Raw genomic sequence first — 25467 nt, 5'->3', positions numbered from 1 at the left:
GTATGGGGAGAAACAGGGTAAAACCGGTAAATAGCCCCACCGGGGCACGTGGCAGGCCGTATGGACACGGCGCTTTCTATCGGTGGCCCGATGCATGATGGGCGGGTGAGCGCGCTCGACAGCTTCAGTCCAGTGACCAGGGAATGGTTCACCGGCGCCTTCGCCGCGCCCACGGCCGCGCAGGAGGGCGCGTGGTCGTCCATCGCCCGCGGCGATAACACGCTGGTGGTCGCTCCCACCGGTTCCGGCAAGACCCTGGCCGCCTTCCTGTGGGCGATCGACCGCCTGGCCGTCGAGCATGCCGCGTCTCCTGTCGTGACCGACGAGAACGCCGCGGCTCCTGTCGCGGCCGGCGGCCCCGCGCGGCGGGGTGGGCGGAAGACCGGGGAGCGCGAGCGGCTGTGCCGGGTGCTGTACGTCTCCCCCCTCAAGGCGCTAGCGGTCGACGTCGAGCGCAACCTGCGCGCGCCGCTCACCGGCATCAAGCAGACCGCGCGGCGGATGGGCCTGCCCGCGCCGGAGATCTCGGTGGCCATCCGGTCCGGCGACACCACGGCCGAGGACCGCCGCCGTTTCGCCACCAGGCCGTCCGACATCCTGATCACAACGCCCGAGTCGCTGTTCCTGATCCTCACGTCCCAGGCGCGGGAGGCGCTCCGCGGCGTCGAGACGGTGATCATCGACGAGGTCCACGCGGTCGCCGCCACCAAGCGCGGCGCGCACCTGGCGCTGAGCCTGGAGCGGCTCGACGCCCTGCTGCCGGAGCCGGCCCAGCGCATCGGCCTGTCCGCCACGGTCCGGCCGGTCAGCGAGGTGGCCACCTTCCTCGGCGGCTCCCGCCCGGCCACCGTGGTGCAGCCTCCGTCGGAGAAGGTCATCGAGGTCGACGTCGTCGTCCCGGTCGAGGACATGACCGAGCTGGCCCCGCCCGCCCCCGGTTCGGACGGTGAGCCCTCCGAGCACCGGCGGAGCATCTGGCCGCACGTGGAGGAGCACCTGCTCGACCTCATCGAGGCGCACCGGTCCACCATCGTCTTCGCCAACTCCCGCCGTCTGTCGGAGCGGCTGTGCACACGCCTCAACGAGCTCGCCTGGGAGCGCCGCTCGGCACCTGACGCGGGCCCCGGCGCGGACCCCATCGCCCCCGAGGCCGACCCTGCGCACTGGTCGGCGACCCTCGACCACCTGCGCGACCAGTGGTCCGGCGGCCGGAGCGACGGGGAGGGGCCGCCCCGGATGCCGGCCGAGACGATGGCGCAGGCAGGGGCCTCGGGCGGAGCGATACCGGAGATCGTGCGGGCCCACCATGGGTCGGTCTCCAAGGAGGAGCGGTCCCACATCGAGGAGGCGCTGAAGTCCGGCCGCCTGCCGGCCGTGGTCGCCACGTCAAGCCTGGAGCTGGGCATCGACATGGGCCTGGTCGACCTGGTGGCCTGCGTCGAGGCGCCGCCGAGCGTGGCGAGCGGGCTCCAGCGCATCGGCCGGGCGGGGCACCAGGTCGGCGCCGTCTCCCGCGGCGTGATCTTCCCCAAGTATCGCGGCGACCTCGTCCAGACCGCCGTCGTGGCCGAACGCATGAAGACCGGCCAGATCGAGGAGCTCCGCTACCCGCGCAACCCCCTCGACGTGCTCGCGCAGCAGATCGTGGCGATGACCGCGCTCGACGAGTGGACCGTCGACTCCCTGGAGGCCGTCGTCCGGAAGGCCGCGCCGTACGCCACGCTGCCGCGCACCGCCCTGGAGGCGACGCTGGACATGCTCGCCGGGCGATACCCGAGCGAGGAATTCGCCGAGCTGCGGCCGCGAATCGTGTGGGACCGGGTGACGGGGACGCTCCAGGGCCGCCCCGGCGCGCAGCGGCTGGCGGTGACCAATGGCGGCACGATCCCCGACCGCGGCCTGTTCGGCGTCTTCCTCGTGGGAGACGGTGCTTCCAGGCCCGCCTCCGGCAGGACGCCCTCCCGGGTCGGCGAGCTGGACGAGGAGATGGTCTACGAGTCGCGGGTGGGCGACGTGTTCGTCCTGGGCGCGTCGTCCTGGCGGATCGAGGACATCACCGCCGACCGCGTGCTCGTCTCCCCCGCCCCCGGGCAGCCGGGCAAGCTGCCGTTCTGGCACGGCGACGCTCCCGGCCGGCCCGCCGAGCTGGGCCGCGCCATCGGGGCGTTCCTCCGCGAGCTGTCCACCTCGGGCACGACGGACGCCCTCCGCGCGGCGGGGCTCGACGAGTTCGCCACCGGCAACCTCGTCTCCTACCTGGCCGAGCAGCGGGAGGCGACGGGATACGTGCCGGACGACCGCACGCTCGTCGTGGAGCGCTTCCACGACGAGCTGGGCGACTGGCGCGTGGTGATCCACTCGCCGTACGGCGCGCGGGTGCACGCCCCGTGGGCGCTGGCGATCGGCCGGCGGCTGCGCGAGCGGTACGGCGTGGACGTGCAGGCCGTCCACTCCGACGACGGCATCGTGCTGCGCATCCCCGACACGCTCGACGAGGCGCCGACCGACGTGGCGGCCTTCGACGCGGAGGAGATCGAGCAGATCGTCACGGAGGAGCTCGGAGGGTCGGCGATGTTCGCGGCGCGCTTCCGCGAGTGCGCCGGGCGCTCCCTCCTGCTCCCGCGCCGCACCCCCGGGAAGCGGACCCCGCTGTGGCAGCAGCGCCAGCGTGCCGCCCACCTGCTCGGCGTGGCCAGCAAGTACGCCACGTTCCCCGTCGTCCTGGAGACCATGCGGGAGTGCCTGCAGGACGTCTTCGACGTGCCGGGCCTGGTCCAGCTCATGCGGGACATCTCGGCCCGCCGGGTGCGGGTCGTCGAGGTGGAGACCTCCCAGGCGTCCCCCTTCGCGGCCTCGCTGCTGTTCAACTACATCGGCGCCTTCATGTACGAGGGCGACGCGCCACTCGCGGAGCGCCGGGCGCAGGCCCTGACCCTCGACACGGCGCTCCTCGCCGAGCTGCTCGGCCAGGCCGACCTGCGCGAGCTGCTCGACCCCGACGTGATCGCGGAGGCCGAGCGGGAGCTCGCCCGGCTGGACCGGCCGCTCCGCGACGCCGAGGACCTCGCCGACCTGCTCCGTTCTCACGGCCCCTTACTGGCCGAGGACGTCTCGATCCGCGAGGGCGACCCGGCCTGGCTGGCCGATCTGGAGAGAGCCCGCCGGGCCATCCGGGTGCGCGTCGCCGGCCACGAGCAGTGGGCGGCGGTCGAGGACGCCTGGCGGCTCCGCGACGCCCTGGGCGCACCGCTCCCGGTGGGCGTTCCCCAGGAGTTCCTGGAGGCCCCGTCCACCGGCGGCACGGGCGGGTCCGGGTCAGTGCGGCAGGGGCCCGCGCCCGATCCGCTGGGCGACCTCGTGGCCCGCCACGCGCGCACGCGCGGGCCGTTCTCATCCGGTACGGCCGCGGCCCGCTTCGGCATGGGCGTCGCCGTGATCGACGACGCGCTCCGCCGCCTGGCCGCCTCCGGGAGGGTCGTCTCCGGCGAGTTCCGGCCCGGCGGGCGCGGCGAGGAGTGGTGCGACGCGGGCGTGCTCCGCCTGCTCCGCCGCAGGTCGCTGGCCCGGCTCCGCAAGGAGGTCGAGCCGGTCCCGCCCGAGGTGCTGGCCGCTTTCCTCCCGGTGTGGCACGGCATCGCGCCGGGCCGCACGTCCGCCGGCGGGTCCGCGCGATCGATGGACGCCCTGATCAGCGCGATCGAGCGGCTCCAGGGGGCGGCGGTCCCAGCCTCGGCGCTCGAAACCCTGGTGCTGCCGAGCCGGGTGCCCGGCTACTCCCCCGCCCTCCTCGACGAGCTCACCGCGTCGGGCGAGGTCATCTGGGCGGGCCAGGGATCGCTGCCGGGCGGGGACGGCTGGGTCTCGCTCTACTTCGCCGACACCGCTCCCCTGCTGATGCATCCACCGGCCGAGATCACCATGACCCCGCTGCACGAGCAGGTGCTGGAGATCCTGAGCGGAGGCGGGGCGCTGTTCTTCCGCGAGCTGTCCAACCGGACCGCCATGCTGGACGACACGGTGCTGGCGGCGGCTCTGTGGGATCTGGTCTGGTCGGGCCGGATCACCGGCGACACGCTCGCTCCGCTCCGATCCACCCTGGGCAGCGGGCGTCCCGCCCATCGGCCCCCGGCGAGCCGGCGTCGCCGCGCCGTGCTGCCGACGAGGAGCGGCCCGCCGACGGTGAGCGGGCGATGGTGGCTGCTGCCCTCTCCAGCCGAGGACGGCACGCAGAGGGCCCACGCTCAGGCGGAGGTGCTGCTCGAACGGCACGGCGTGCTGACCAGGGGCGGCGTCACCGCCGAGCGGCTTCCCGGTGGCTTCTCCTCCGTCTACCAGGTGCTGCGGGCCTACGAGGAGAGCGGCCGCTGCCGCCGTGGCTACTTCGTGGAGGGCCTCGGAGGAGCCCAGTTCGCCCTGCCGGGGGCGGTCGACCGGATGCGCGCCATGTCGTCGACCACCCCTGCCCCTGAGGAAGACCTGTGGGCGACCCCCGCGGCCCCCTCCCCCCGGCGAACCATCGTCCTGGCCGCCGCCGACCCCGCCAACCCGTACGGCGCGGCCCTGCCGTGGCCGGACCGGGCCGGCGACGTCACCCACAAGCCGGGCCGCAAGGCCGGAGCGCTGGTGGTGCTGGTGGAGGGCCGCCTCGTGCTCTACGTCGAGCGTGGCGGCAAGACCCTGCTGTCGTTCGGGGCCGAGGAGGACCTCCGGCCCGCTGTGGACGCCCTGGCGCTCGCCGTACGGGAGGGCGCGCTGGGCAAGCTCACCGTCGAACGCGCCGATGGAGCCTCCATCGCCGACTCCCCGCTGGCCGCGGCCCTCGAAGCCGCCGGCTTCCACCCCACCCCGCGCGGCCTCCGCATCCGCGCCTAGCAGGGCCTAAGCAGAGCGCTGAGCAGCTGACCCGGCGCGTCAGTCTTGAAGGCCGGTTCGGGGGGCGGCGGACAGCAGGGTGAGCGCGGCCTGGCGGGCGTGCTCACCCGCGGCGGCCGGGTCGTGATGTGCGGCGACGACGGTCGCCCCCTCGACCAGCATGAGCAGCTGCCGACCCAGAACGTGCGGATCGGCGGCGCCGGCGCGGCGGGCGATGCCGGTCAGCAGTTCGAGGTAGCGGTCCAGGTGCCGCGCGGTGATCGCGCGCACGGGGTCGACATGGTGCTGGGCGGCCGCGTTCAACATCGCGCAGCCGCGGAAGACCGGGTCGTCGTACCACTGCTGGAGGGCGTCGAACAGCGCTGCGAGCTGGTCGCGGGGGTCGTCACCGGCGGCCGCGGCGGCCTCTGCCAGCCAGCTCGTCACCCGCTCGCTGCGCGCTTCCAGCATGGCCTCCACGAGGCCGTCCTTGCTGCCGAAGTGCCGGTAGAGCGTCTCCTTGGACACCCCGATGGAGGCGCACAGCTCGGCGACGCCGATGCCGTCGAGCCCGCGCTCGTACAGCACCGGGGTGACCGCCTCCATCATGGCGGCGCGAGTGCGCTCCGGGTCGATCGTCGAGCCCTTGGGAACTGGCATGCCACAGATCGTACCGTTCGGTTCGTTCTGCTGCTAGCATCCGAGTTCGTACCGATCGGTTCGACCTTTGGGGGCTGCCATGCCAGACTTCGTCGCCTCGCCGCGCGACCGGGGTGTCCCGGTCCGGAATGCGGCTGGCCGCGGCGGCTCCCAGTGCCGGGACCGATGACGAGGACGGCGCCCCGGACGGCGCCCCGGACGGCATGGCAGGCGGGATGGCAGGCGGCCCCGCTGGCGCTCGGCACCGCTTCGGCGCTCGGGCTCGCGCGCTTCGCCTACGGGCTGCTCCTGCCGGCCATGCGCGACGACCTGCACTGGACCCTGACCGAGGCCGGGGCGATGAGCGCCGCCAACGGGATGGGCTACCTCCTCGGCGCACTGGTGACAGCCGTGCTCGTCCGCCGCTGGGGCACGGCCTCCGTCTTCCGCGGGGGGATGGCGCTCACGGCCGTGTCGCTGGCCGCGACCGCCGTGAGCGACGCTTATCCGGCGCTGCTGGCCGCGCGGGCCGCTGCCGGGTCGGCGGGGGCGGCGGTGTTCGTCGCCGGCGGTGTGATCGCCTCGCGTGTCGCCGCCCGCGCCGCCTCAGGCGCGCCCATCACGGTGTACTTCGCGGGCACCGGGCTGGGGATCGTCTTCAGCGGCGCGACCATCCCGGCACTGGGAGAGCACTGGCGTCTGGCCTGGGTCGGCCTGGCCGTCGCCGCCGCGCTGGCAACGGTGGCGAGCTGGACCGCCGCGCATACGGACAGGGACGCTCAGGCCGCGACGGCCGGCCGGGTCCGCGTGCGCCCGCTCTGGGGAACCGCCGTGGCCTACCTACTGTTCGCCGCCGGATACATCACCTACATCACGTTCTTGTCCGCCTACCTCGACGACCGGCACGCGCCGCCCGCGCAGGTGGTGCTCACCTGGACGGCGCTGGGACTGGCCGTCGTGGCGGCGCCCGCGCTGTGGAACCGCCCGACCGCCGAGTGGCCCGGCACCCGCACCCTGTCCACCCTGCTCGCCGTCCTCGGCGGCGGCGCGGCCCTGGCACTGACGGCGCCGGCACCACCGGTCATCCTCGCCTCAGCGCTCGTCTACGGGGCGACGTTCATGGGCGTTCCCGCCGCCGTCACCGCCCTCATCAAGGGCAACACCCCGCCGGCGGACTGGACCGCCACACTGGCGGCCTTCACCATGCTGTTCGCGGCCGGCCAGACCGTCGGCCCGTGGATCGCCGGCATCGTCGCCGATCAGACCTCGACCGAGGCCACGCTGGTGTGGACCGCGGCCCTGTGCGCCGTGGCGGCTGTGGTCGCCGCGACGGCCGGCCGTACTCGCCCCTCTGCCTCGGACCAGGGCACAGACCAGGACGCGGACCAGGACGCGGACCAGGACGCGGACCAGGACGCGGACCAGATACAAGCCCAGCAACGATAGGGAGCACGATTGTGGCGACTTTTGTCCTCATCCCCGGCATGTGTCATGGCGGCTGGTGTTTCGAGGAGCTCACCCAGCGGCTACGCGACCAGGGGCACCGCGCCTACCCGCTGACGTTGACCGGGCTCAGCGAGCGCAGCCATCTGCTGCACGGCGGAGTGAACCTCGACACGCACATCCAGGACGTGACCGGCGTTCTCGCGGCCGAGAACATCCAGAACGCGGTGCTGGTCGGCCACAGCTATGGGGGCATGGTGATCACCGGAGTCGCCGACCGCGCGCCCGGACGGGTGGACTCCCTGGTGTACCTGGACGCCGTGGTGCCGGAGCACGGCGACTCCTGCTGGACCCTGGTCTCGGATCAGGAGCGGCGATGGTACGTGGACGTGGTGGAGACCGGCTACGCGGTGCGGACGCTGCCGTTCTTCGACGCGCGGGCCACGCCCCACCCGCTGGCCTCGCTGCTCCAGCCGCTCCGGCTCACCGGCGACCTCGCGCACATCCGCCGCAGGGACTACGTGTACGCGGCGGGGTGGGACGGCCCGTCCCCGTTCACCCCGGTCTACGAACGGCTGCGCGAGGACCCCTCCTGGACGACGCACGCGCTGGCCGGCGGGCACAACCTCATGCGGGACGCGCCGGAGGGCCTGGTGGAGATCCTGGGTGAGGTCGTTGAATCACTAAAGCGGACCAATGAGGCACCGCCACGGCCTTGAGACGATCTATGGTGGAGTCCGAGCGCACAGGAGGCAGGCATGGGCTGGACGGCCGCCAACATTCCTGATCAGTCGGGCAAGACCGCGATCGTGACCGGAGCCAACAGCGGCATCGGCATGATCACGGCTGGAGAGCTGGCCAGGCGGGGCGCCCGCGTGGTCGTCGCCTGCCGCGACACGGCCAAGGGGAAGGACGCGGCGGCGCGGATGCGTAAGGCCGCGCCCTCGGCCGACATCCGGGTGGTCCGGCTCGACCTCGCCGATCTCTCCTCCGTGCGGCAGTTCGCCGCGACGTTCTCCGAGGACTCCGAGAACGCCGTCGACATACTCGTCAACAACGCGGGCGTGATGGCTCTGCCGTACCGGGTGACGGCGGACGGGTTCGAGATGCAGTTCGGCACGAACCATCTGGGCCACTTCGCGTTGACCGGGCTGCTCCTGCCCGCCCTGCTGCGGAGCTCCGCACCGCGCGTGGTGACGGTGGGCAGCAACATGCACAAAGTGGGGCGGATCGACTTCGATGACCTGCAGGGTCAGCGCCATTACCGGAAGTGGCGGGCCTATGCCCAGTCGAAGCTGGCCAACCTCCTGTTCATGTACGAGCTGGACCGTCACGCCTCTGGGACGTCGCTGGTCAGCGTGGCCGCGCATCCCGGCTACGCGGCCACCAACCTCGCCAGCGCCGGCCCCGCGATGACCGGGAACAAGCTGGAGGGGCTGGCCAACCGGCTGGGGAACGTCCTGCTGGCCCAGAGGGCCGAGATGGGCGCCCTGCCCCTCCTCTACGCCGCGACGGTGCCCGAAATCCGTCGCGCGAGCTATGTCGGCCCGGACGGCTTCCTGGAGCAGCGGGGCTATCCCACGATCGTCGACACGGCGGCCGCCGCCCGTGACGAGGACGTCGCCCGCCGTCTCTGGGACGTCTCCGAGAGACTCACTGGAGTCCGGTACGCCTTCCCGGCATGACGACTACGCGCTGAAGACCTCGGCTGGGGACTCCAGCCTGGTCTTGAGTGCCCGGAGAAACAGGCCCGCGTCCCGCCCGTTGATGAGGCGGTGGTCGTAGCTAAGGCCGATGTTGGCCACGCTCCGGCTGACCACTTGGCCTCCTTCGAGCTGGAGCACCGCCTGCGGCGAGGTCACCGCGAGGGCGCACACGTGGCCCGGGAAGATCAGCGGGATGGCGAGCGTCACGTCGCCGTCGTGGTGCAGGGTGACGGCGATGTTGGCCCCGGCCAGGTCGTCCTCGCGGAAGTCCCCGGTGAGGGCGGCCAGCCGATACTCCATCAGGCGGCTCGCGATCTCCTTGATCGACCTCCGCCCGGCGTCATGGATGACCGGGACGTAAAGGCCTGCTCCGGTGTCGATCGTCACGCCGACGTGGGGAGCCTCCGCCAGCCTGGCCGACTCCTGGTCCACCAGCGTGGCGTAGAACAGCGGGAACTCCTCGTGCATCCGCGCCACCGCGTGCGTCACGAGCTCCGGCAGGCCGACCGGCCGCCTGACCTCACGGGTCAGCCTCCCCGCCAGTTCCAGCGCCGCGCCGACGTCCGTCTTCACCACCGTGTACGCCGTCGGGATGATCTCGTGCGAGGTGCGCACGGCCCTCGCCACCGCACGCTGCACTCGGGACAGCTCGTACAGCAGGCCGGCGGCGGGCGTGGTCCCCTCGGCCGAGGGGGTGCCCTCCGGGCGCGTGCTCGCCTCGGAACGGGTCGCGGCGAGCCGTTCGATATCCGCGCGGCGGACGACGGACACGCCGAGGGCGCGCACGTCCGCCAGGTCGATGCCCAGCTGGTCGATCAACGCCTGCGCGGGCGCGGTGATCAGCGGTTCGGCGCCGGACGCGCCATTCCCCGCCGCGCCGTCGCCCGCCGCGCCATCCCGAGCTCCGCCGTCCCACGACCTGGCGTGCCCCGCCCCGCCGTCCCGTGCCCCGGCTTCGGAGCCGGGCCGGACCTCCTCGCTCGTCAGCCGGGCGATGAGCGCGCCGGGCGGGCAGTCGGCGTTGAGTGGGAGGGCCTGCCAGAGGAAGCCGTCCTCCTCACTGACCAGCTCCTCCGTCGCCTTGGAGGTCTCCAGGACCGCGACGGGGTCGCCGGCCTTGATCTGCTGGCCGTCCTCGACGAGCCATTCGATCAGGATGTAGGAGGTGTCGTTGTTGTTGAGCTTCGGCACCCGGATATCAGTCACGCAGGGCCTCCAGCACCGCGTCGTGAATCGTGGACTCCTGCACGAGCACCCGCCGCTCCAGATGAGCGGCGGTGGGGATCACGCTGTCGGCGGAGTGGACGAGCGTCACCGGCCGCCGGAGATCCTTCCACATGAGCCGGTGGATCCGCTGGGCCACCTCGCTCCCCCAGGTCCCGCCCGCGGTGCCCTCCTCCGCCACCAGTACGGCTCTCGCCCCCCGGAGAGCGGGAAGCAGCGGCTCGGCGTCGAATGGGTAGAGCCGCGAGGGGACGAGCAGGCAGCACGTCACCTCGTGCTCCAGAAGGAGCGTCCGCATGGCCCGGACCGCCCGGTCGACCATCCCGCCGGGGGCGATGATCACGCAGTCGGCCGCCGACGGGTCGTCGAGGAAGACCCGGGCGACGTCGGTCCCCGGCACGAAGTCGTGCCGGAACAGGTCGCCGACGTCGTGCATGCGCAGGGTGTAGAGGACCTTGTCCTCGAAGAACACGGACGGCCCGCCCGACGCCAGCATGGCGGCGAGCACTGCCCGGTTGTCGTGGAGCGGCGACATCTCGTAGACCGACAGCCCCGGCACGCCGATGAAGTGCTTCTGCATGCTCTGGCTGTGGGTCGGGCCGTAGCCGCGGCCGCCCCCGGTGGGGCACCGGACGACCATCCGCATCGGGACGTGCGAGCCGTACATCGAGACCGACTTGGCGGCGAAGTTGACGATCTGGTCGAAGGCCAGCGCCACGAAGTCGCCGAACATGATCTCGACGATGGCCGCGTCACCGCACAGGGCGAGCCCGGCGGCGAGGCCGGTGATGCCGGACTCGCTGATGGGCGTGCCGAGCACCCGATCGGGAAACCGGCTGGACAGCCCCTTGGTGATCTTGAAGGCGCCGCCGTACGGGTCGAGGATGTCCTCGCCGATCACGTACGCCGAAGGGTCGGCCTCCAGCAGGCCGTGCAGGGCGGCGTTGAGGTTCTCCGCTACGCGCACGGATCCCACCCCGAGAGCGGACGGGCGGAGACGTCCTGGACGATCGCCGCGACTCGGGCGCGCTGGGCCTCGTCCGCGCGGGCGAACTGCTCGGGATGGGCCTCGGCGTAGAGGCCGTACCAGTCGCGGGCCCGCGCGTGCTCGACGACCTCGGGGGGACGGGTGTCGTCGCCCTTGCTGTGCGGGCCGAGCCGATGCGTGACGAACTCGACGACCAGTGGCCGGCCTTCGAACCGCACCTCCGCCACGAGCGGCGCGAGTTCGTGCCTGATCGCGTTGAGATCGGAGGTCTCGATGCCGTGGTGGCGCACGCCGAACGCCTGGGCGCGGGAGCGCACGGTCCCGGCCATCTGGCGAGCCGTGGGCGTTGACTGCGCGATCCCGTTGTGCTCGACGACGATCAGCAGCGGCAGCCGCCAGAGCGAGGCCAGGTTCAGCGCCTCGTAGACGGCGCCCTCCCCCCAGGTGCCGTCGCCGATGTAGACGCAGGCCAGGGCTCCGGGCGCGGTGCGCTTCAGGTGCAGCGCGGCTCCGGTGGCCACGGGGAGGCTCTCACCCTGGACGCCGGTGGACACATAGCGGTCCCGGAGGATGTGCTGGCTGCCGCCCACCCCGTTGCAGACGGCCCCCTCCCGTCCCATGATCTCGGCGAGCAGCCCCTCCGGGTCGTCGAACCTCGCGAGGTAGTGGCCGTGCCCCCGGTGGTTGCTGAACACGTAGTCCGTCTCCCCGAGCAGCCGCCGGAGCGCGACGGGGACGTACTCCTGGCCGACGCAGGTGTGGGTCGTGCCGTTGAGCTCGCCCCGGCCGAAGAGGTCGAGCAGGGCGAGCTCGAAGTGCCTGATCAGAAGCAGCAGGTCGAGGTCTTCGTCGGCCGCCCGAGGGAGCCGGACGAGTGTTGCGGCCGGCTCCGTCACCGGCGGCTGCCCGCCACGTCGGACCGTCCGGCCTCCACCGAGTCGCCGATCGACTCGAGGACCCCGGCGATCGTGGGGGTGTCGAAGAACACGTCGAGCGGCACCTCGATGCCGAGGCGCTTGCGCATGCGGGCGATGATCTGCGTGATGGTCAGAGAGTGACCGCCCAGGTCGAAGAGGTCCTCCTCGTCACCGATCTCGTCGATGCCGAGCACCTCCTGCCAGATGGCCCTGATCTCGTCCGCGAGGCTCGCCGGTTCCGTACGGCCTGCCACGATCTCCCCCAGGACAGTGTCCGGATTTTTCATGATTGCGGTGAGGTCCTTCGCTATTTGGGTCACAAGGACGCTTGAGCTGTACTGCATGATCACGGTGAGGCCGTCGGGGCCGTCGACCGCCTGGAGGTGCAGAGCACTGCGGACCGCGTGGTTGAAGACCGTCCAGTCCACGGCGGCATCCAGCTCGGCGAACCGTGGATCCGCCCGCCGCTTGCGGTAACTCACCGAGACGGGGGCCAGTGCCGTACGGGGCCGGAGCCCCCGGACGGCGCGGGCGACCGGCACCGGGCGGAACCGGTACATCTCCCGCAGGTCCCCATGGAGCCGGACGGCGAGGGCGGCGACCGTCATACCGGGACAGGGCGTGGACGACACGGGAAGCTCGTTGACGAACAGCCCGATGTGGTCGCGGACCTCGGGCGTCCGGGTGGACACATCGATCGCGCAGACCGGCTCGGCGTTGCCGTACGCGAACAGGAGCGCGTGGACGCACGCCAGGAACACCTCGAAACGGGAGGCGCCGGGCACGTCGGGCAGCTCCGCCCGGAAGGTGTGCACGAACCCTTCGGCGGCTCCGCGTGAGGGCGCGCCGGACAGTCCCGGCAGGGCGACCTCGCCCGGCTCCCGCCAGTGCTCGCGCCAGTAGTCACGGGCCGCGTCGAGGTCGGCGGCCACCCGGTCGCGCTCCGCCTCGGCGTGCGCGGCGTACGACACGGGCAGGCGGACGAGCGGAACGCCGTTGTAGAAGGCGGCCAGGTCCCGGACCAGCACGTCCTTCGACTCGCCGTCGAAGACGAGGTGATGGGCCACGAAGATCAGGACGTGGCGGGTGGGCGAGACGCGGGCCAGCGTGATCCGCGCCAGCGGTCCCCGCTCGACGTCGAACGGCCGCAGGGTCTCCTCGCGCACCAGCTCGTCGAGGTCGCCGGCGACCGTCACCCTGATCGGCGGGCGGGCGCCGGGGACCTCGACCAGGATGCCGTCGCGCTCCTCGATCGCGCTCGACAGGATGGGATGCCGCCGGATCAGCGCCTCGCACGCCTGGATCAGCGCGCAGGGGTCGAGCGGGCCGTCGAGGGTGATGAGCAGGGGCATGTGGTACGCGGAGCCCGCGCGGCCCATCCGCTCGGTGATCCACATCCCCACCTGGGCGAACGACACCTGCGCCGGCGCGGCGTCCGTCCCGGCGCTCATGACCCCGCTCCCGACACTGCTTGTGACCCTGCTTGCGACGCTGCCCGCAGCGCTCGCTTGTCCACTTTGCCGCTGTGGTTCCTCGGAAGGACGTCCATCCTGACGATCTCGGCGGGGATCTCGTGCTGGGCCAGCAGGTCGCCCAGGAAGGCCCTCAGCTCCACGTTCGGCACCTCGGCCCGCAGCACGACGGCCGCCGCGACAGCCGTGCCGAGCACGGCATGCGGAACGCCGTAGGCCGCCGCCTCGATCACGGCGGGATGCCGGTGCAGGGCGTCCTCGACCTTCAGCGTGGAGACCTTGAACGCGCCCGACTTCACGACGTCGCTCTCCCGGTCGACCAGGTAGAGGTAGCCGTCCTCGTCGAGGTAGCCGAGGTCGCCCATCCGGATCCAGCCCTCGCGGAAGACGTCGGATCCGGAGTCGTTGTAGTAGGAGCGGGGTGCGGCCGGTGAGCGCATCCAGACCTCGCCGATCTCACCGGGAGGGACGGCCTCGCGCTCGGACGACCAGATCCGGACGCCGCCGCCCGCCGCGGCCCTGCCCACGGATCCGGGACGGTCCGGGTCGAAAATCATGATCGTCTGCGCCGGGGCCGCCTCGGTCGAGGTGTAGTAATTCGTGATCGTCGCGTTGGGGAACATCTCGGTGAGCCCCGTCGCGACCGCCGACGGCAGCGGCGCGGCGGCCGAGCCGAGCAGCAGCACGCTGGACAGGTCGTAGCTCACCCGGTTGCCGAGCAGCTCAATGGCCATCGCCGGCACGACGAAGACCGTTCCAGCCTGATATTTCTCGATGAGTCCGGCGAAACGGCCGGGCGTGAAGCGAGGCAACGTCACCACGGCCGGATGCGCGTTCAGCGCGTTGAACAGCATCATCTGCCCGGCGTTGGTGCCGATCGGGAAGGCGTGGACCAGGTGCCGGGAGTGGGCGAACGCCCTGCGCCGCGGCTGCCGCTGCGCGCCGAATGCCAGGTTGGCGTGCGTGGCGGCGACGCCCTTGGCCCTGCCGGTGGTCCCGGAGGTGTAGAGGATCTGCGCCACGTCGCCCGGCCCGAGCGCCACCCCGGGCGCCTCCGACGAACCCTTCGGAAGCTCGTGCAGGTCGGTGATGATGAGAGACGTCGAGCAGTGCGAGGCGATCTGGCCGATCTCCGCGGGCGGCATCCGGTCGGAGAGCGGCACGGCCACCGCGCCCGCCTTCAGCACGCCGAGGAACGCGACGGCGTAGTCCATCCAGGCCGCGCCGGGGAAGACCAGCCCCACCCGGTCGCCGTGGCCGACGCCGCGGGCGAGCAGCGCGTTGGCGACGGCGTTCGACCGCTCGTCCCACTCGCCGAAGGTGAGCTCCCCGGACCCGTGCACGATCATGGCGACGCCACCCGTCTCGGCGGCGGCACGGGCCGCCAGGAGGTCGGGAAGCGTCGGCACCTCGAGCGCGGTTCTCATTATGTCCCCGATAGATCGGATGAATTGCACCCGGCCAGCGGGCCGGGACCCGGCTTACTGAAAAGATTCTTTCCAGTTAGGTCGAGGCCAGTCTGGCATGCCGGGCGGACCCCGGACAAGGGGTTGGGGTCAGTCAGCGGCGGGGACTCTCGTTGATCGATAGGGCTTGTGAGTCGACCCGAGGCGTGCCAGACTTGCGACGACCTCTAATTGCAAAGATTCTTTCCAGTTAGTCTTGCCGGGGCGCCTACCTCGGCTATTTGGGCTGCATTCATCCGACCACTTGGGGGCTCACGCCGGTGGAGATGCTTGCCATTTCGGAGATCCCGCTTTCCCTCGGACAGGAACGGCTCTGGTTCCTGCACGAGCTCAACCCCAGCGACGCGTCATACAACATCTGCGTAACCGAGAGGCTCCACGGGCCTCTCGACGCGAACGCGCTGGAGCGCGCCCTCGACGCGATCGTCCAGCGGCATGACGTGCTGCGCACCCGCTACCCGGCGGTGGACGGCCGTCCCGTGCAGGTGGTCGAGGCCACCGGGCTCACGCTGGAGCGGGTGGCCGCGGAGGACGAGGCTCGGGCGGCCGCGCTGGTCGCCGAGGTCACCAACCGCCCGTTCGATCTGGCCCGCGGCCCGGTGATCAGGGCCCGCCTCATCGGCTTGGCCCCCAGGGAGCACGTCCTCGTCATCGTCCTGCACCACATCGCCGGCGACGGGTGGTCGCTGGGGATCCTGCTGCGCGAGCTGGCAGCCCACTACGAGGCCTTCCGCGACGGCACGCCCCCCTCGGTCCCCGAGTTACCGATGCGATACGCCGACCACGCGATCCGCCAGCGTGCCGAGACCCATGACGGGTCGCTCGCCCACTGGAGGGAGCTGCTGGCCGGGGCGCCGGTCCTGGAGCTTCCCGCCGACCGGCCTCGTCCCCGCGTCAGGACCTCGCGCGGCGGCTGCGTCACCTGGCGGCTGCCGTCCTCTCTGACCGGCCAGCTCGTGCGGCTGGCCAGGTCCGAGCGGGTGACGCTCTACATGCTGCTGATGGCGGCCTTCCAGACCCAGCTCTGCCGCTACTCGGGCCAGACGGACTTCTGCGTGGGCTCCCCCGTGGCCGCCCGCGAGGACGAGGACACCGAAGGGCTCATCGGGCTCTTCCTCAACACGCTGGCCATCAGGGCCGACCTCTCCGGCGATCCCTCCTTCCGGGAGCTGCTCCGCCGCACTCGCGCGACCGTGGTGGACGCGTTCGTCCACCAGGACACGCCGTTCGACCGGCTCGTCACCGAGCTGAGGGCCGAGCGCGACCTCAGCCGGACGCCGGTCTTCCAGACGCAGTTCAGCCTGCGCAGCGAGACCAACGAGGGCCTGACCCTGGCCGGGATCACCGCCGAGCGGTACGACCCCGGCTTCCAGCAGTCGAAGTTCGACCTGTCGCTGGAGGTCCTCCCGTCCGGCGGCGGGCTCGACGCGTTCTTCGTCCACAGCGCCGACCTGTTCGAGCGGGAGACCGTCGAACGGTTCGCCGCGAACTTCGAGACCCTCCTGTGGTCCATCGTGGCCGACCCCGGCGCGCCGGTCTCCGAGCTGGACCTGCTCGCCCCCGCGGAGCGGGCCGTCCTGACGGGATGGAGCGCCGGCTCTCCCACACCAGAGCCGCCCGCGCCCACGCTGGCCGCGCTGGTCGAGACCACCGCGCGCCGCTTTCCGGCGACGGTGGCCGTCCGGTACGGCGAGGCCGCGCTGACCTACGCCGAGTTGGACGCGAGGGCGGGCGGGCTGGCCGCGCGGCTGCGTGAGCTGGGCGTGGGGGCCGACGTCCCGGTCGGCATCTGCCTGGAGCAGTCGCTCGACCAGGCGGTCGCCATCGTCGCGGTGCTGAAGGCGGGCGGCGCGTATGTGCCCCTTGATCCCGAGCAGCCCGCCGAGCGGCTCAGTCACATGCTGGACGGCGTCGCTGTGGTCATCGGAACCGCGAACCTCCCTGTCTTCGCCGGTCCGGTCATCGGCCCCGACGATATCGGGACGATGGACGCCTGGCCGCCGCCCGCGCCGGACGACCTGGCCTACGTGATCTACACCTCCGGATCGACGGGGCGCCCCAAGGGCGTCGCCGTACAGCACCGGCAGGTCATGAACTACCTGGCCGACGTGCGCGACAGGTTCGGCGTCACCGAGGGCGCGAGCTTCGCGCTGCCGCAGTCGCTCACGTTCGACTTCGGCATGACGGTGTTCTACCTGTCGCTGATGACCGGGGGCACCGTACACATGGTGCCGTCGCGGATCTCCGCCCCCGAGCTGGCCGCGCGCATGCCGGAGGTCGACTACCTCAAGATGACGCCGTCCCATCTCGCCGCGCTCGCGGCCGACGTGGACGTGCGCGAGCTGATGCCGAGGCGGCTGCTGATCCTGGGCGGCGAGGGGTCGAGCTGGGAGTGGACCCGCGAGCTCGCCGCTCTCGGAGAGGTGGTCAACCACTACGGCCCCACCGAGGCGACTATCGGCGTCACGACCTACCGGGTCGGGGCCGACGTCGATCCGACCGGTCCGACCACCCCCATCGGCCGTCCCCTCGGCCACGCCAGGGTCCTCGTGCTAGACGCGCACCTGCGGCCCGTGCCGATCGGCGTGGCCGGCGAGCTGTACATCGGCGGCGACCGGCTGGCCCGCGGCTACCTGGGCAGGCCCGATCTCACCGAGGCGGCCTTCGTCGAGTCCGGGCACGGCCGGATCTACCGGACCGGCGACCTCGCGCGCTGGCTCCCGGGCGGCGACCTGGAGTTCCTCGGCCGCCGCGACCACCAGGTCAAGATCCGCGGCTATCGGGTCGAGCTCGGCGAGGTGGACGAGGCCCTGCGGCTCTGCCCGGGCGTCGCCCACGCGGTGACCGAGGCCCGCCGAGGGGAACTCGTCGCCTACCTGGTGGGCGAGCGGGCGAGCGTCGCGGAGCTGCGACGGGAGCTCGGCACGCGGCTGCCCGAATACATGATCCCCACCCGCTACGTCTGGCTGGACGAGCTGCCGTTGAAGGGGCACGGCAAGGTCGACCGCGCCGCCCTGCCCGAGCCTGAGGACGAGCGGCCCGACCAGGACGTGCCGTTCGAGCCTCCGGCCGGCGAGATCGAGGAGATCATCGCCGCGGCCTGGTGCGACGTGCTCGGCCTGCGCCACGCGGGTGTGCTCGACGACTTCTTCGACCTCGGCGGCCATTCGCTGCTGGCCGCCCGCGTGGTCGCCCGCCTGCGGCGCGAGCTTCCCGCCCACCCGATCAGCCTGATGGACCTCTTCCAGCGGCCCACTATCAGGCAACTGGCGGAGCTCGCCACAACCGGCGGCGCCCCGCGCGGCCTGCTGTACGAGCTGACGCCACCAGGTCGCGAGGCCACGCTCAGCCTGGTCTGCGTGCCGTACGGCGGGGGCAGCGCGGTGGTCTACCAGCCGCTGGCAGACGCGCTGCCGGAGACCTGCGCGCTGTTCTCTGTCGCCGTGCCGGGCCACGACCTCGGGCTGGCGGAGGAGCCCCGGCCGCTGGAGGAGGTCGCGGCGCGATGCGTCCAGGAGATCCTGGAGAAGGTGACGGGCCCGGTCGCGCTGTACGGCCACTGCGGCGTCGGCGGCGCGCTGATCGTGGAGATCGCCCGTCGGCTGGAGGCGAGGGGCCGAGCGGTCGAGGCCGTCTACATGGGCGGGATCTTCCCGTTCGCCCGGCCGACGAAGGGCCTGATGGGCCGCTGGGCCGCCGTCACCCGGCTGGATCGCCTGCGCAGCGACCGCGCGCAGATCAACTGGCTGACCGCGCTCGGCGCCGACCTGTCGGGCCTGACCGAGGACCAGAAGGCGTTCATCATCCGCAACATGCGGCACGACGCCCGCGAGGCCGAGGACTACTTCACCCGGCTGATCGACGCCGGGGTGGAGAAGCTGTCGGCGCCGATCATCTCGGTCGTGGGCGAATACGACCCCGCGACGGACTACTACGAGGAGCGCTATCGAGAGTGGGGCTTCCTCACCGGCACGACGGCCCTCGTCGTTCTCGACGAAGGTGGCCACTATTTCCTGAAATATCGGGCTGAAGAGCTGGCGGCCATCGTCACCACCACCCACGACGGGCTGGCCGAGGAGAAGCCTCGGGGGCCGGAGCCGACGCTGCGCCGGTTCCTGACGGTGGCGACGGGCCAGATGGCGTGCCTGGTCGGCTCGACGCTGACGGAGTTCGCGATCCCGGTATGGATGTACCTGCGGACCGGGTCGATGGCCCAGCTCGCCGTGCTCCAGGTGCTGGCGGTGATCCCCGGGATCCTGGCGGCCCCGCTCGCCGGGGCGGTCGTGGACCGGTCGAGCCGGCGCGCGGTGATGATCGCGGGCAACTCGGCGGCGCTGGGGATCCAGGCGGCCGCCGCGCTCCTGCTGTGGACGGGGAAGCTCGCCGCCTGGCCGTTGTACGTCCTGCTGGCGGCGCTGTCGGTCGCCCTGACGTTCCAGCGGCTGGCCTTCACGTCGGCCGTACCGCAACTCGTGCCCAAGCGCTACCTCGGGCATGCGAACGGCGTCGCGCAGATGACGCTCGGCGTCGCCCAGTTCGTCGCGCCGCTGGTCGCCGTGGGCCTGCTCTCGGTCGCCGGGCTGAAGGGCATCCTCGTGCTCGACGTCGCCGGGCACGTCGTGACCCTCACCGTCCTGGCGCTGGTGGCCTTCCCTGCGACCATGGCGCACCGGCGACGGGAGACGGTCGGACGCGAGATCGCCGAAGGCTTCCGGCTCTCGGTGGGCAACCGGAGCTTCCGCGCCATGGTGATCTTCTTCGCGCTGCTGTCGCTGGGGCTGTCGCCGGTGTTCATGATGTACTCGCCCCTGGTCCTGTCGTTCGGCACGCTCGCCGACGCGGGCGCGATCGCGCTGGTCGCCGGGGTCGGCGCGGTCGCCGGCGGCCTCACGATGGCCGTGTGGGGCGGCCCCCGCCACAGCCGGATGCGCGGCCTGCTCCTGGCCACGCTCCTCATCGCCGTCTCCTGCCTGGTCGTCGGCCTGGACACGTCGCTGCTCCTCATCGGGATCGGCGCCTTCGGAGTGTCGTACGGCCTGGCCCTCGTCAACGGCGTCTACGCGACGATCATCCAGGTGAAGGTGCCCCAGCGGTTCCACGGCCGGGTGTTCGCGCTCAACCAGATGGTGGCCTGGTCAACGATCCCGCTCGGAGTCGGCGTGATCGCCCCGCTCGGCGTCCGCCTCCTCAGCGGCATCGGCGCGATGTACGTCGTGTTCGCCGCCTTCATCGCCGTCGTCGCGCTCGGCGCGATGGCGGCCCCCGTCCTGGCCCGGTTCGACGACGAGGTCCCGGACGCGACCCCCGACGACCTCGTGGGTCTCCAGCACAGAAAGGTAAACGATGCTCAAGGAAAGACTGGCCGAGCTGGTGTCGGAGTCGTGTGACGGGCAGATCACGGCGGCCGAGGTCCTGGAGGCGTCGGTCCCGCTGTCCTACCTCGGCGTCACCTCCCTGGCCCAGATGCGGCTGATCGACGCGGTCGAGCGGGAGTACGACGTGGAGATCGACCTGGGCGGGGACGTCTCCTTCCTCGACAGCGTCGAAGGGCTGGCCGCCTGGGTGTCGGCGGCCCGGTGATCGCCTTCTCGGGCGCGCGGTCCGGCACGGCCCCGCTCACCTGGGGACAGCGAGCGATCTGGGACACCATCGAGCGGACCGCGCCCGACGACCACTACTTCAATTTCGGCCGGGTGCTGGAGGTCCCGCGCGGCGCGCGGCCCGCCTCGGTCGCCCACGTGTCGCGCGGGATCGGCCTGCTGCTGGAGCGGCACGAGTCCCTGCGCACGCTCGTCGGGCCGGGACCGTGCCAGGACCTGCGCGACCGCGGCGAGCTGGCGGTCCGGATCGTCGCGGACGCGGACCCCGCCGAGATCCTGGCCGAGCTGACCGCGAACGCCTTCGCCTACGCGTCCGAGTGGCCGCTCCGGGTCGCGCTCGTGACGCGCGGCGACGAGGTCACCCACGTGGTGCTCGCCTTCTGCCACATGGCCTCCGACGGCCTGGGCGCGGAGGAGGTCGTCCGGGACCTCAGGCTGCTGCTCCTGCGTGGCAGGCTCCAGGGCGGCGCTCCCCCGCAGCCGTTCGACCTGGCCCTGTGGCAGGAGTCGCCGGCCGGACGGCGGCAGGCGTGGAGCGCCGCGTCCTACTGGGAGCGCGAGCACCGCAGGATGCCGCCCACGATGTTCCACGTGCCGTCGGGCGGGGCCGAGCTGCCGCCGATCTGGCGGGGCACGCTGAACTCGCCTGCGATCGACCTGGCCGCCCAGCGCCTCGCCGTACGGCACGGCACGAGCACCTCGACGGTGCTGCTCACGGCGGTGAGCGCGCTGGTCGCGGAGGTTACCGGCCACGAGACCGTGGCCGTGCTGCCCATCGTGAGCAACCGCTTCCGCGCCGACACCCGCACCGCCGTAACCACGCTGTCGCAGGAGGGGCTGTTCGTCCTCGACGTGGAGAAGTCCCGGTTCGCCGACCTGCTGGCCACCGCCCACCCGGCGGTGCTGCGCGCCTACCGGAGCGCCTACCACGATCCGGCCGACCGGGAGCGGATCGTCGCCGAGACCAGCCGGGACCGGGGCACGCCGATCCATCCCTACTGCTGCTTCAACGACATGCGCTTCACCGAGCAGGCCGTCGACCGCGACGAGGCGCTGATCCGGCAGGCGCTGTCGGAGTCGTCGCTGACCTGGCCGCTCAGCCAGGAGCAGCTCAACTGCCGGTTCTGCGTGCACCTGTCGGGCGCGATGCAGGTCTCGCTCACCGCCGACACCCGCTGGCTGTCCAGGCAGGACATCGAGCGGTTCCTGTTCGGGCTGGAGAGGCTGATCGTCGAGGCGGCCCTGAGATGAGCCTTGACATGAGCCCCGCGATGCCCGCTGAGGTGGCCCCTGAGGTGGCCCCTGAGGTGGCCCGTGAGATGACCCGTGAGATGACCGAGGTGCGCGCCTACGCCACCGCGACCTCGTGCGCGCAGGGCGAGGCGCTGGAGTTCCGCCTGGAAGGGGACGGCTCGCTGGGCGTCGTCGTACACGACGCCACGAACGACGCACTGATGCTGACGGCGTCCGTGCGCGGGCCGTCGTGGGTCCTCGATGTGCCGCCGGACTGGCCGAGCTCGCTCTACCGGGCGCGATTCGTCAGCGGACCGCCCGAGCCCGGCGTGCTCGTCTCCCGCGCGTCGGGCGACCTTCCCGGTTCCGGCGCGTCTCCCGACAACGAGGTCTATTTCGTCGTACGGCAGGCCACGCCCGGCGCGACCTCCCCCATCCTGGTGTCCATCCCGTTCGCCACGTGGCAGGCGTACAACCGGGCGGGCATCCCCGGCGAGAGCGTCTACTGGAACGAGCAGCCCGACCGCGCGGCGCGGGTGACATTCGACCGGCCCGGTGGCGGCCCGCCGCCCGAGCGGTGGGAGGACGGCATGCTCCGCTGGCTGGGCCCGGCCGGCTACGTGGCCGAATACTGCTCCGGGCTCGACCTCGACCTCGGCCTCCTGTCTGCCTACCGGCTGTTGATCGTCAACGGGCACGACGAGTACTGGTCGGCCGAGATGCGGGACGCGTGCGAGGAGTTCGTCCGGCGCGGCGGGAACATCGCGTTCTTCGCCGGCAACACCTGCTGGTGGCAGATCCGGATCGAGGGCCGGACCATGGTCTGCCACCGCGATCCCGTGACCGACCCGGTGGAGGACCCGAGTCTGACGACCGTCGAGTGGTCGAGCGCGCCCGTCTCCCGCCCGGAGAACTCGCTGACCGGCGTGAGCTTCCGCAACGGCGCGGGCACGTGGGGGCCGGACATGGCGCTGATGCGTGAGGAGGCCTACACCGCGAGGTTCGCCGGGCACTGGGTGTTCGAGGGCACGGGGCTCACCGACGGCGACAAGTTCGGTCAGGGCGCGCTCGGCTACGAGACCGACGCCGCGGAGTTCACCGAGGTCCTGGGCGTGCCGCGGGTCACCTGCCGGGACGGCACGCCGCCGTCTTTCGTCGTGCTGGCGACGGCCGACCTGCGGCACTGGAGCTCCGGCGGCCAGGGCGGCTGGGCGACGATGGGCGTCTTCTCCTCCGGCCGCGGCACGGTCTTCAACGCCGCCACGATCAACTGGGGCAACACCCTCCACGACCCGGTAGTGGAGCGGATCACGAGAAACGTGGTCGATCGGCTGTCCCGGCCCGCCGTACCGGCCTGGGAGGTGATCGGGCCGGTCACCGACATCCGCGCGCTGGCCGCTTCCGGCTCGGCGCTCTACGCCGTGGGCGCCGGCGACACGCTGCTCACCCGTGAGTTGTGCGGGCAGAACCTGAGGTGGCTGCCGATCGGCTCGGCGGGCGGCGTGCACTGCCTCGACGCCCCCCGCGAGGCCGCCGCCGGGCTCGGCACCGGCCTGTACGGTGTGACCACCGACGGCGTGCTCCGCTACCGCGAGGCGCGCCCGGAGCCGGCGGACTGGATCGATGTGGGGCGCGTCCCGCCGGGAACGACGGCCCTGGGGGTGAGCGACTCCACCTTCTTCGCCGCCACCTCTACCGGCCGCCTGTGGGCCGCCACCTTCACCGAGACGGCGGCGAGCACCACGGTCGCGGCGGAGACCACGATGACGCCGCCTCCGTGGCGCGACATCGGCGACGCCGGCGGCGCCATCTGTCTTAGCGGCAGCAACGGACGTTTGTACGCTCTCGGGGACGACCACCGCGTCCGCACCCGTCTGCCGGTCAACGGACCGGCAGAGTGGTCCGACCTCGGCGAGGCGCCGGACGCCGCCGTCCTGGCCGCCCACGCGGGCCGCCTGGTGACGGCGGGCGGCGGCCAGCCCCTGCGGTGGCGGACCGTCAAAGGCTGACGGGCCGGCGGCATGACGCGCTCAGACCATGACCGGCGTCAGAGCGTGACGGGGCCGTAGATGGCGGCGCGGGCCCGTCGGGTCATGGCCCAGTAGCGGTCGCCGTAGGACCAGTGCCACCACTCGGTGGGGTAGTTGACGAGGCCCGCGGCCTCCAGTGCGACGCCGAGGACCTTGCGGTTCTGCCGGGCGTCCGCGCTGATGTTGGGCGCGGCGGTGTAGCAGGCGCCGTCGCTCTGCTCGGGGTTGTCGTTGACGGCCGTGCCCATGTCGAGCTCCGTTCCGTCGTCGTCGCAGAGGGTGAGGTCCACGGCCGCGCCCGCCGTGTGGGGGGCCACCTCGACCGGAGAGACGTACCGGCTGGCCGCGCTGTGCAGCTCCCCGGCCGACATTTCCGGATACAGCGCGCCCAACTCGGCCTTGTACTCCTCGAAGTACCGGCTCTGCAGCGAGATCGGCCGGTAGCCCTCGACCACGACGATGTGGCACCCGCCGGGAAGGCGGCTCTGCGCGTCCTCCAGCCGGGCCAGCACGCCTTCCCGCAGGTGGGCGTAGGCCCCTTCGGGGTCGGCGAGCCGTCTGTCGAGCCGGAGCCGCCCCCGGACGTCGCACAGCGGCTCCCCGCACTCCTCGACGGGGATCGAGGTCACGCGGGGATCGGAGATCAGAATGGGCATGGTAAGCAACCTACCGTCACACGGTGTCCGAGAAGACTTCCTCACGGGCCCGCTCCAGCGCCGCGACGATCGCACCCCGGAGCACCGGGTTGCCCTCGACCCGGGTGCACGCGACGGCCGGCCTGCTGGGGCACACCCGCGCGACGCACTCCTCGACCCGGGCGGCGAGCTCGTGCCCCCCGGCCCGGCCGACGTCGCCGCTGAGGACGACGAGGGTCGGGTCGAGCACGACGGACACCGCGGCGACGCCGACCGCGAGCCGTCCGGCCAGCTCGTCGATGAAGGCCCAGTTGCCGGTGGCGAGAGCCGTACGGACCAGGGCGGCCACACCGTCGTCCCGGCTCACGCCGTGGGCCGCGGCGAGGCCGGCGAGCGCCTCTCCGCCGATGAGGCGCTGGAAGGAGCCGGACTGCGGCGCGGTCACGTCGGTCGGGAGCGGCTCCCCGGGGACGGGCAGCCAGCCGATCTCCCCCGCGCCGCCGGTGATGCCACGGTGCAGGCGGCCGCCGAGCATGACGCCGAGGCCCTGGCCGACGCCAGCCCAGAGGATGGCGAAGTCGTCCACGTCCTCGGCCGCGCCGTACGCCTGCTCGGCGAGGGCGGCCAGGTTGACGTCGTTCTCTATGATCACCGGCTTGCCGAGGAGGGCCCGCAGGCCGCCGAGGATCCCCACGTGCCAGGCGGGCAGGTCGAAGGAGTAGCGGACCTCACCGGTCGCGGGGTCCACGACGCCGCGGGTGCCGATGACGAGGCAGCGGAGCTGGGAGAGCTCGACGCCGGCCGACTCGCACGCCCGGAGGACGGCTCCGTGCACCATCTTCACCGGGTCGCCCGCGTCGGTGGGGTCGACCGTGATCTCGGCGACGATCGTCCCGGTGATGTCGGCCACGCCCGCGGTGACGCTGTCCGGCAGGACCTCCAGGCCCGCGACGTAGGCGCTTGCCGGATTCACTCCGTAAAGGGCGGCGTTGGGGCCGCGCCCTCCCGGCCGCTCCCCGGCCGCCGTCACAAGGCCGCGGGTCTCCAGCCTCGACAGGAGCTGGCCGGAGGTGACCTTCGAAAGCCCGGTGAGCTCTCCCAGCTCGGCCCTGGTCAGGGGCCCCTTCGAGAGGAGCAGTTCCAGTGCCGCCCGGTCGTTGATCTGGCGTAACAGCCGAGGTGTACCCGGTCGTAGAGGCACTGGCTGGCTCCCCTCTCGTCACGATCCGCTAACGCAGGTTTTTTTTAAGAAAGTTTCTTGTT

General features: G+C 72.1%; 16 protein-coding genes. 8 read left to right on the top strand and 8 right to left on the bottom strand.

The window, feature by feature from the left end:
* Positions 1-90 precede the first annotated feature (90 nt).
* Complete coding sequence (locus tag N5079_RS22090) at positions 91-4872, top strand: ATP-dependent helicase (protein ID WP_261585871.1); 4782 nt, start codon at positions 91-93, stop codon at positions 4870-4872.
* 39 nt (positions 4873-4911) lie between these two features.
* Here N5079_RS22090 and N5079_RS22085 read toward each other — a convergent pair whose 3' ends face one another.
* Entirely contained in the window at positions 4912-5511 is a 600-nt protein-coding gene (locus tag N5079_RS22085) for a TetR/AcrR family transcriptional regulator (protein ID WP_261585870.1), read from the bottom strand.
* 165 nt (positions 5512-5676) lie between these two features.
* Between N5079_RS22085 and N5079_RS22080 the strand changes: the two genes are divergently transcribed.
* The 3 genes from N5079_RS22080 to N5079_RS22070 are packed head-to-tail and all read left to right on the top strand — an operon-like array spanning position 5677 to position 8618.
* Positions 5677-6936: a YbfB/YjiJ family MFS transporter gene (locus N5079_RS22080; RefSeq protein ID WP_261585869.1), complete on the top strand. Its 1260-nt coding sequence runs from the start codon at positions 5677-5679 to the stop codon at positions 6934-6936.
* A gap of 11 nt (positions 6937-6947) precedes the next feature.
* A complete protein-coding gene (locus N5079_RS22075; RefSeq protein ID WP_261585868.1) occupies positions 6948-7652 on the top strand; it encodes an alpha/beta fold hydrolase in 705 nt (234 codons plus the stop codon).
* A 39-nt stretch (positions 7653-7691) separates the two neighbouring features.
* Entirely contained in the window at positions 7692-8618 is a 927-nt protein-coding gene (locus N5079_RS22070; protein WP_261585867.1) for an oxidoreductase, read from the top strand.
* A gap of 3 nt (positions 8619-8621) precedes the next feature.
* Here the strand turns inward: N5079_RS22070 and N5079_RS22065 are convergent, their stop codons facing one another.
* The 5 genes from N5079_RS22065 to N5079_RS22045 are packed head-to-tail and all read right to left on the bottom strand — an operon-like array spanning position 8622 to position 14667.
* Positions 8622-9845, bottom strand: coding sequence for a 2-oxo acid dehydrogenase subunit E2 (locus tag N5079_RS22065; protein WP_261585866.1), 1224 nt, complete (start codon positions 9843-9845; stop codon positions 8622-8624).
* Positions 9838-10830: an alpha-ketoacid dehydrogenase subunit beta gene (locus N5079_RS22060; RefSeq protein WP_261585865.1), complete on the bottom strand. Its 993-nt coding sequence runs from the start codon at positions 10828-10830 to the stop codon at positions 9838-9840. The genes N5079_RS22065 and N5079_RS22060 overlap by 8 nt, the downstream gene beginning before the upstream one ends.
* A complete protein-coding gene (locus N5079_RS22055) occupies positions 10821-11747 on the bottom strand; it encodes a thiamine pyrophosphate-dependent dehydrogenase E1 component subunit alpha (protein WP_261585864.1) in 927 nt (308 codons plus the stop codon). Before N5079_RS22055 ends, N5079_RS22060 begins: the two co-directional genes overlap by 10 nt.
* Positions 11744-13219, bottom strand: a complete 1476-nt coding sequence (locus N5079_RS22050; RefSeq protein ID WP_261585863.1) for a condensation domain-containing protein — start codon at positions 13217-13219, stop codon at positions 11744-11746. The genes N5079_RS22055 and N5079_RS22050 overlap by 4 nt, the downstream gene beginning before the upstream one ends.
* Positions 13216-14667 carry a class I adenylate-forming enzyme family protein gene (locus N5079_RS22045; protein ID WP_261585862.1) on the bottom strand — a complete coding sequence of 484 codons (1452 nt, stop codon included), beginning with the start codon at positions 14665-14667 and terminating at the stop codon, positions 13216-13218. The genes N5079_RS22050 and N5079_RS22045 overlap by 4 nt, the downstream gene beginning before the upstream one ends.
* A gap of 305 nt (positions 14668-14972) precedes the next feature.
* On the opposite strand from N5079_RS22045, the gene N5079_RS22040 reads away from it, so the two are divergent.
* From N5079_RS22040 to N5079_RS22025, 4 genes are read left to right on the top strand one after another with little or no spacing between them, the layout of a single operon-like run.
* Entirely contained in the window at positions 14973-20093 is a 5121-nt protein-coding gene (locus N5079_RS22040; RefSeq protein WP_261585861.1) for a non-ribosomal peptide synthetase/MFS transporter, read from the top strand.
* Entirely contained in the window at positions 20050-20286 is a 237-nt protein-coding gene (locus N5079_RS22035; RefSeq protein WP_261585860.1) for an acyl carrier protein, read from the top strand. The genes N5079_RS22040 and N5079_RS22035 overlap by 44 nt, the downstream gene beginning before the upstream one ends.
* On the top strand, positions 20283-21557 hold the full coding sequence (locus N5079_RS22030; protein WP_261585859.1) for a condensation domain-containing protein: 1275 nt from the start codon (positions 20283-20285) through the stop codon (positions 21555-21557). Before N5079_RS22035 ends, N5079_RS22030 begins: the two co-directional genes overlap by 4 nt.
* 8 nt (positions 21558-21565) lie before the next feature.
* Positions 21566-23548 (top strand): N,N-dimethylformamidase beta subunit family domain-containing protein, encoded by a 1983-nt coding sequence (locus tag N5079_RS22025; RefSeq protein WP_261585858.1) that lies wholly within the window; start codon positions 21566-21568, stop codon positions 23546-23548.
* A 38-nt stretch (positions 23549-23586) separates the two neighbouring features.
* Here the strand turns inward: N5079_RS22025 and N5079_RS22020 are convergent, their stop codons facing one another.
* Together N5079_RS22020 and N5079_RS22015 are read right to left on the bottom strand one after the other, a co-directional pair.
* Positions 23587-24225: a M15 family metallopeptidase gene (locus tag N5079_RS22020; RefSeq protein ID WP_261585857.1), complete on the bottom strand. Its 639-nt coding sequence runs from the start codon at positions 24223-24225 to the stop codon at positions 23587-23589.
* A 16-nt stretch (positions 24226-24241) separates the two neighbouring features.
* Positions 24242-25405: an ROK family transcriptional regulator gene (locus N5079_RS22015; protein WP_261585856.1), complete on the bottom strand. Its 1164-nt coding sequence runs from the start codon at positions 25403-25405 to the stop codon at positions 24242-24244.
* Positions 25406-25467 lie beyond the last annotated feature (62 nt).

Source organism: Planotetraspora sp. A-T 1434, from assembly GCF_025420585.1.
GTDB lineage: Bacteria > Actinomycetota > Actinomycetes > Streptosporangiales > Streptosporangiaceae > JAOEGB01.
The sequence above is the reverse complement of the archived record's forward strand: the minus strand, read 5'-3'. Positions and strand labels throughout refer to the sequence as shown.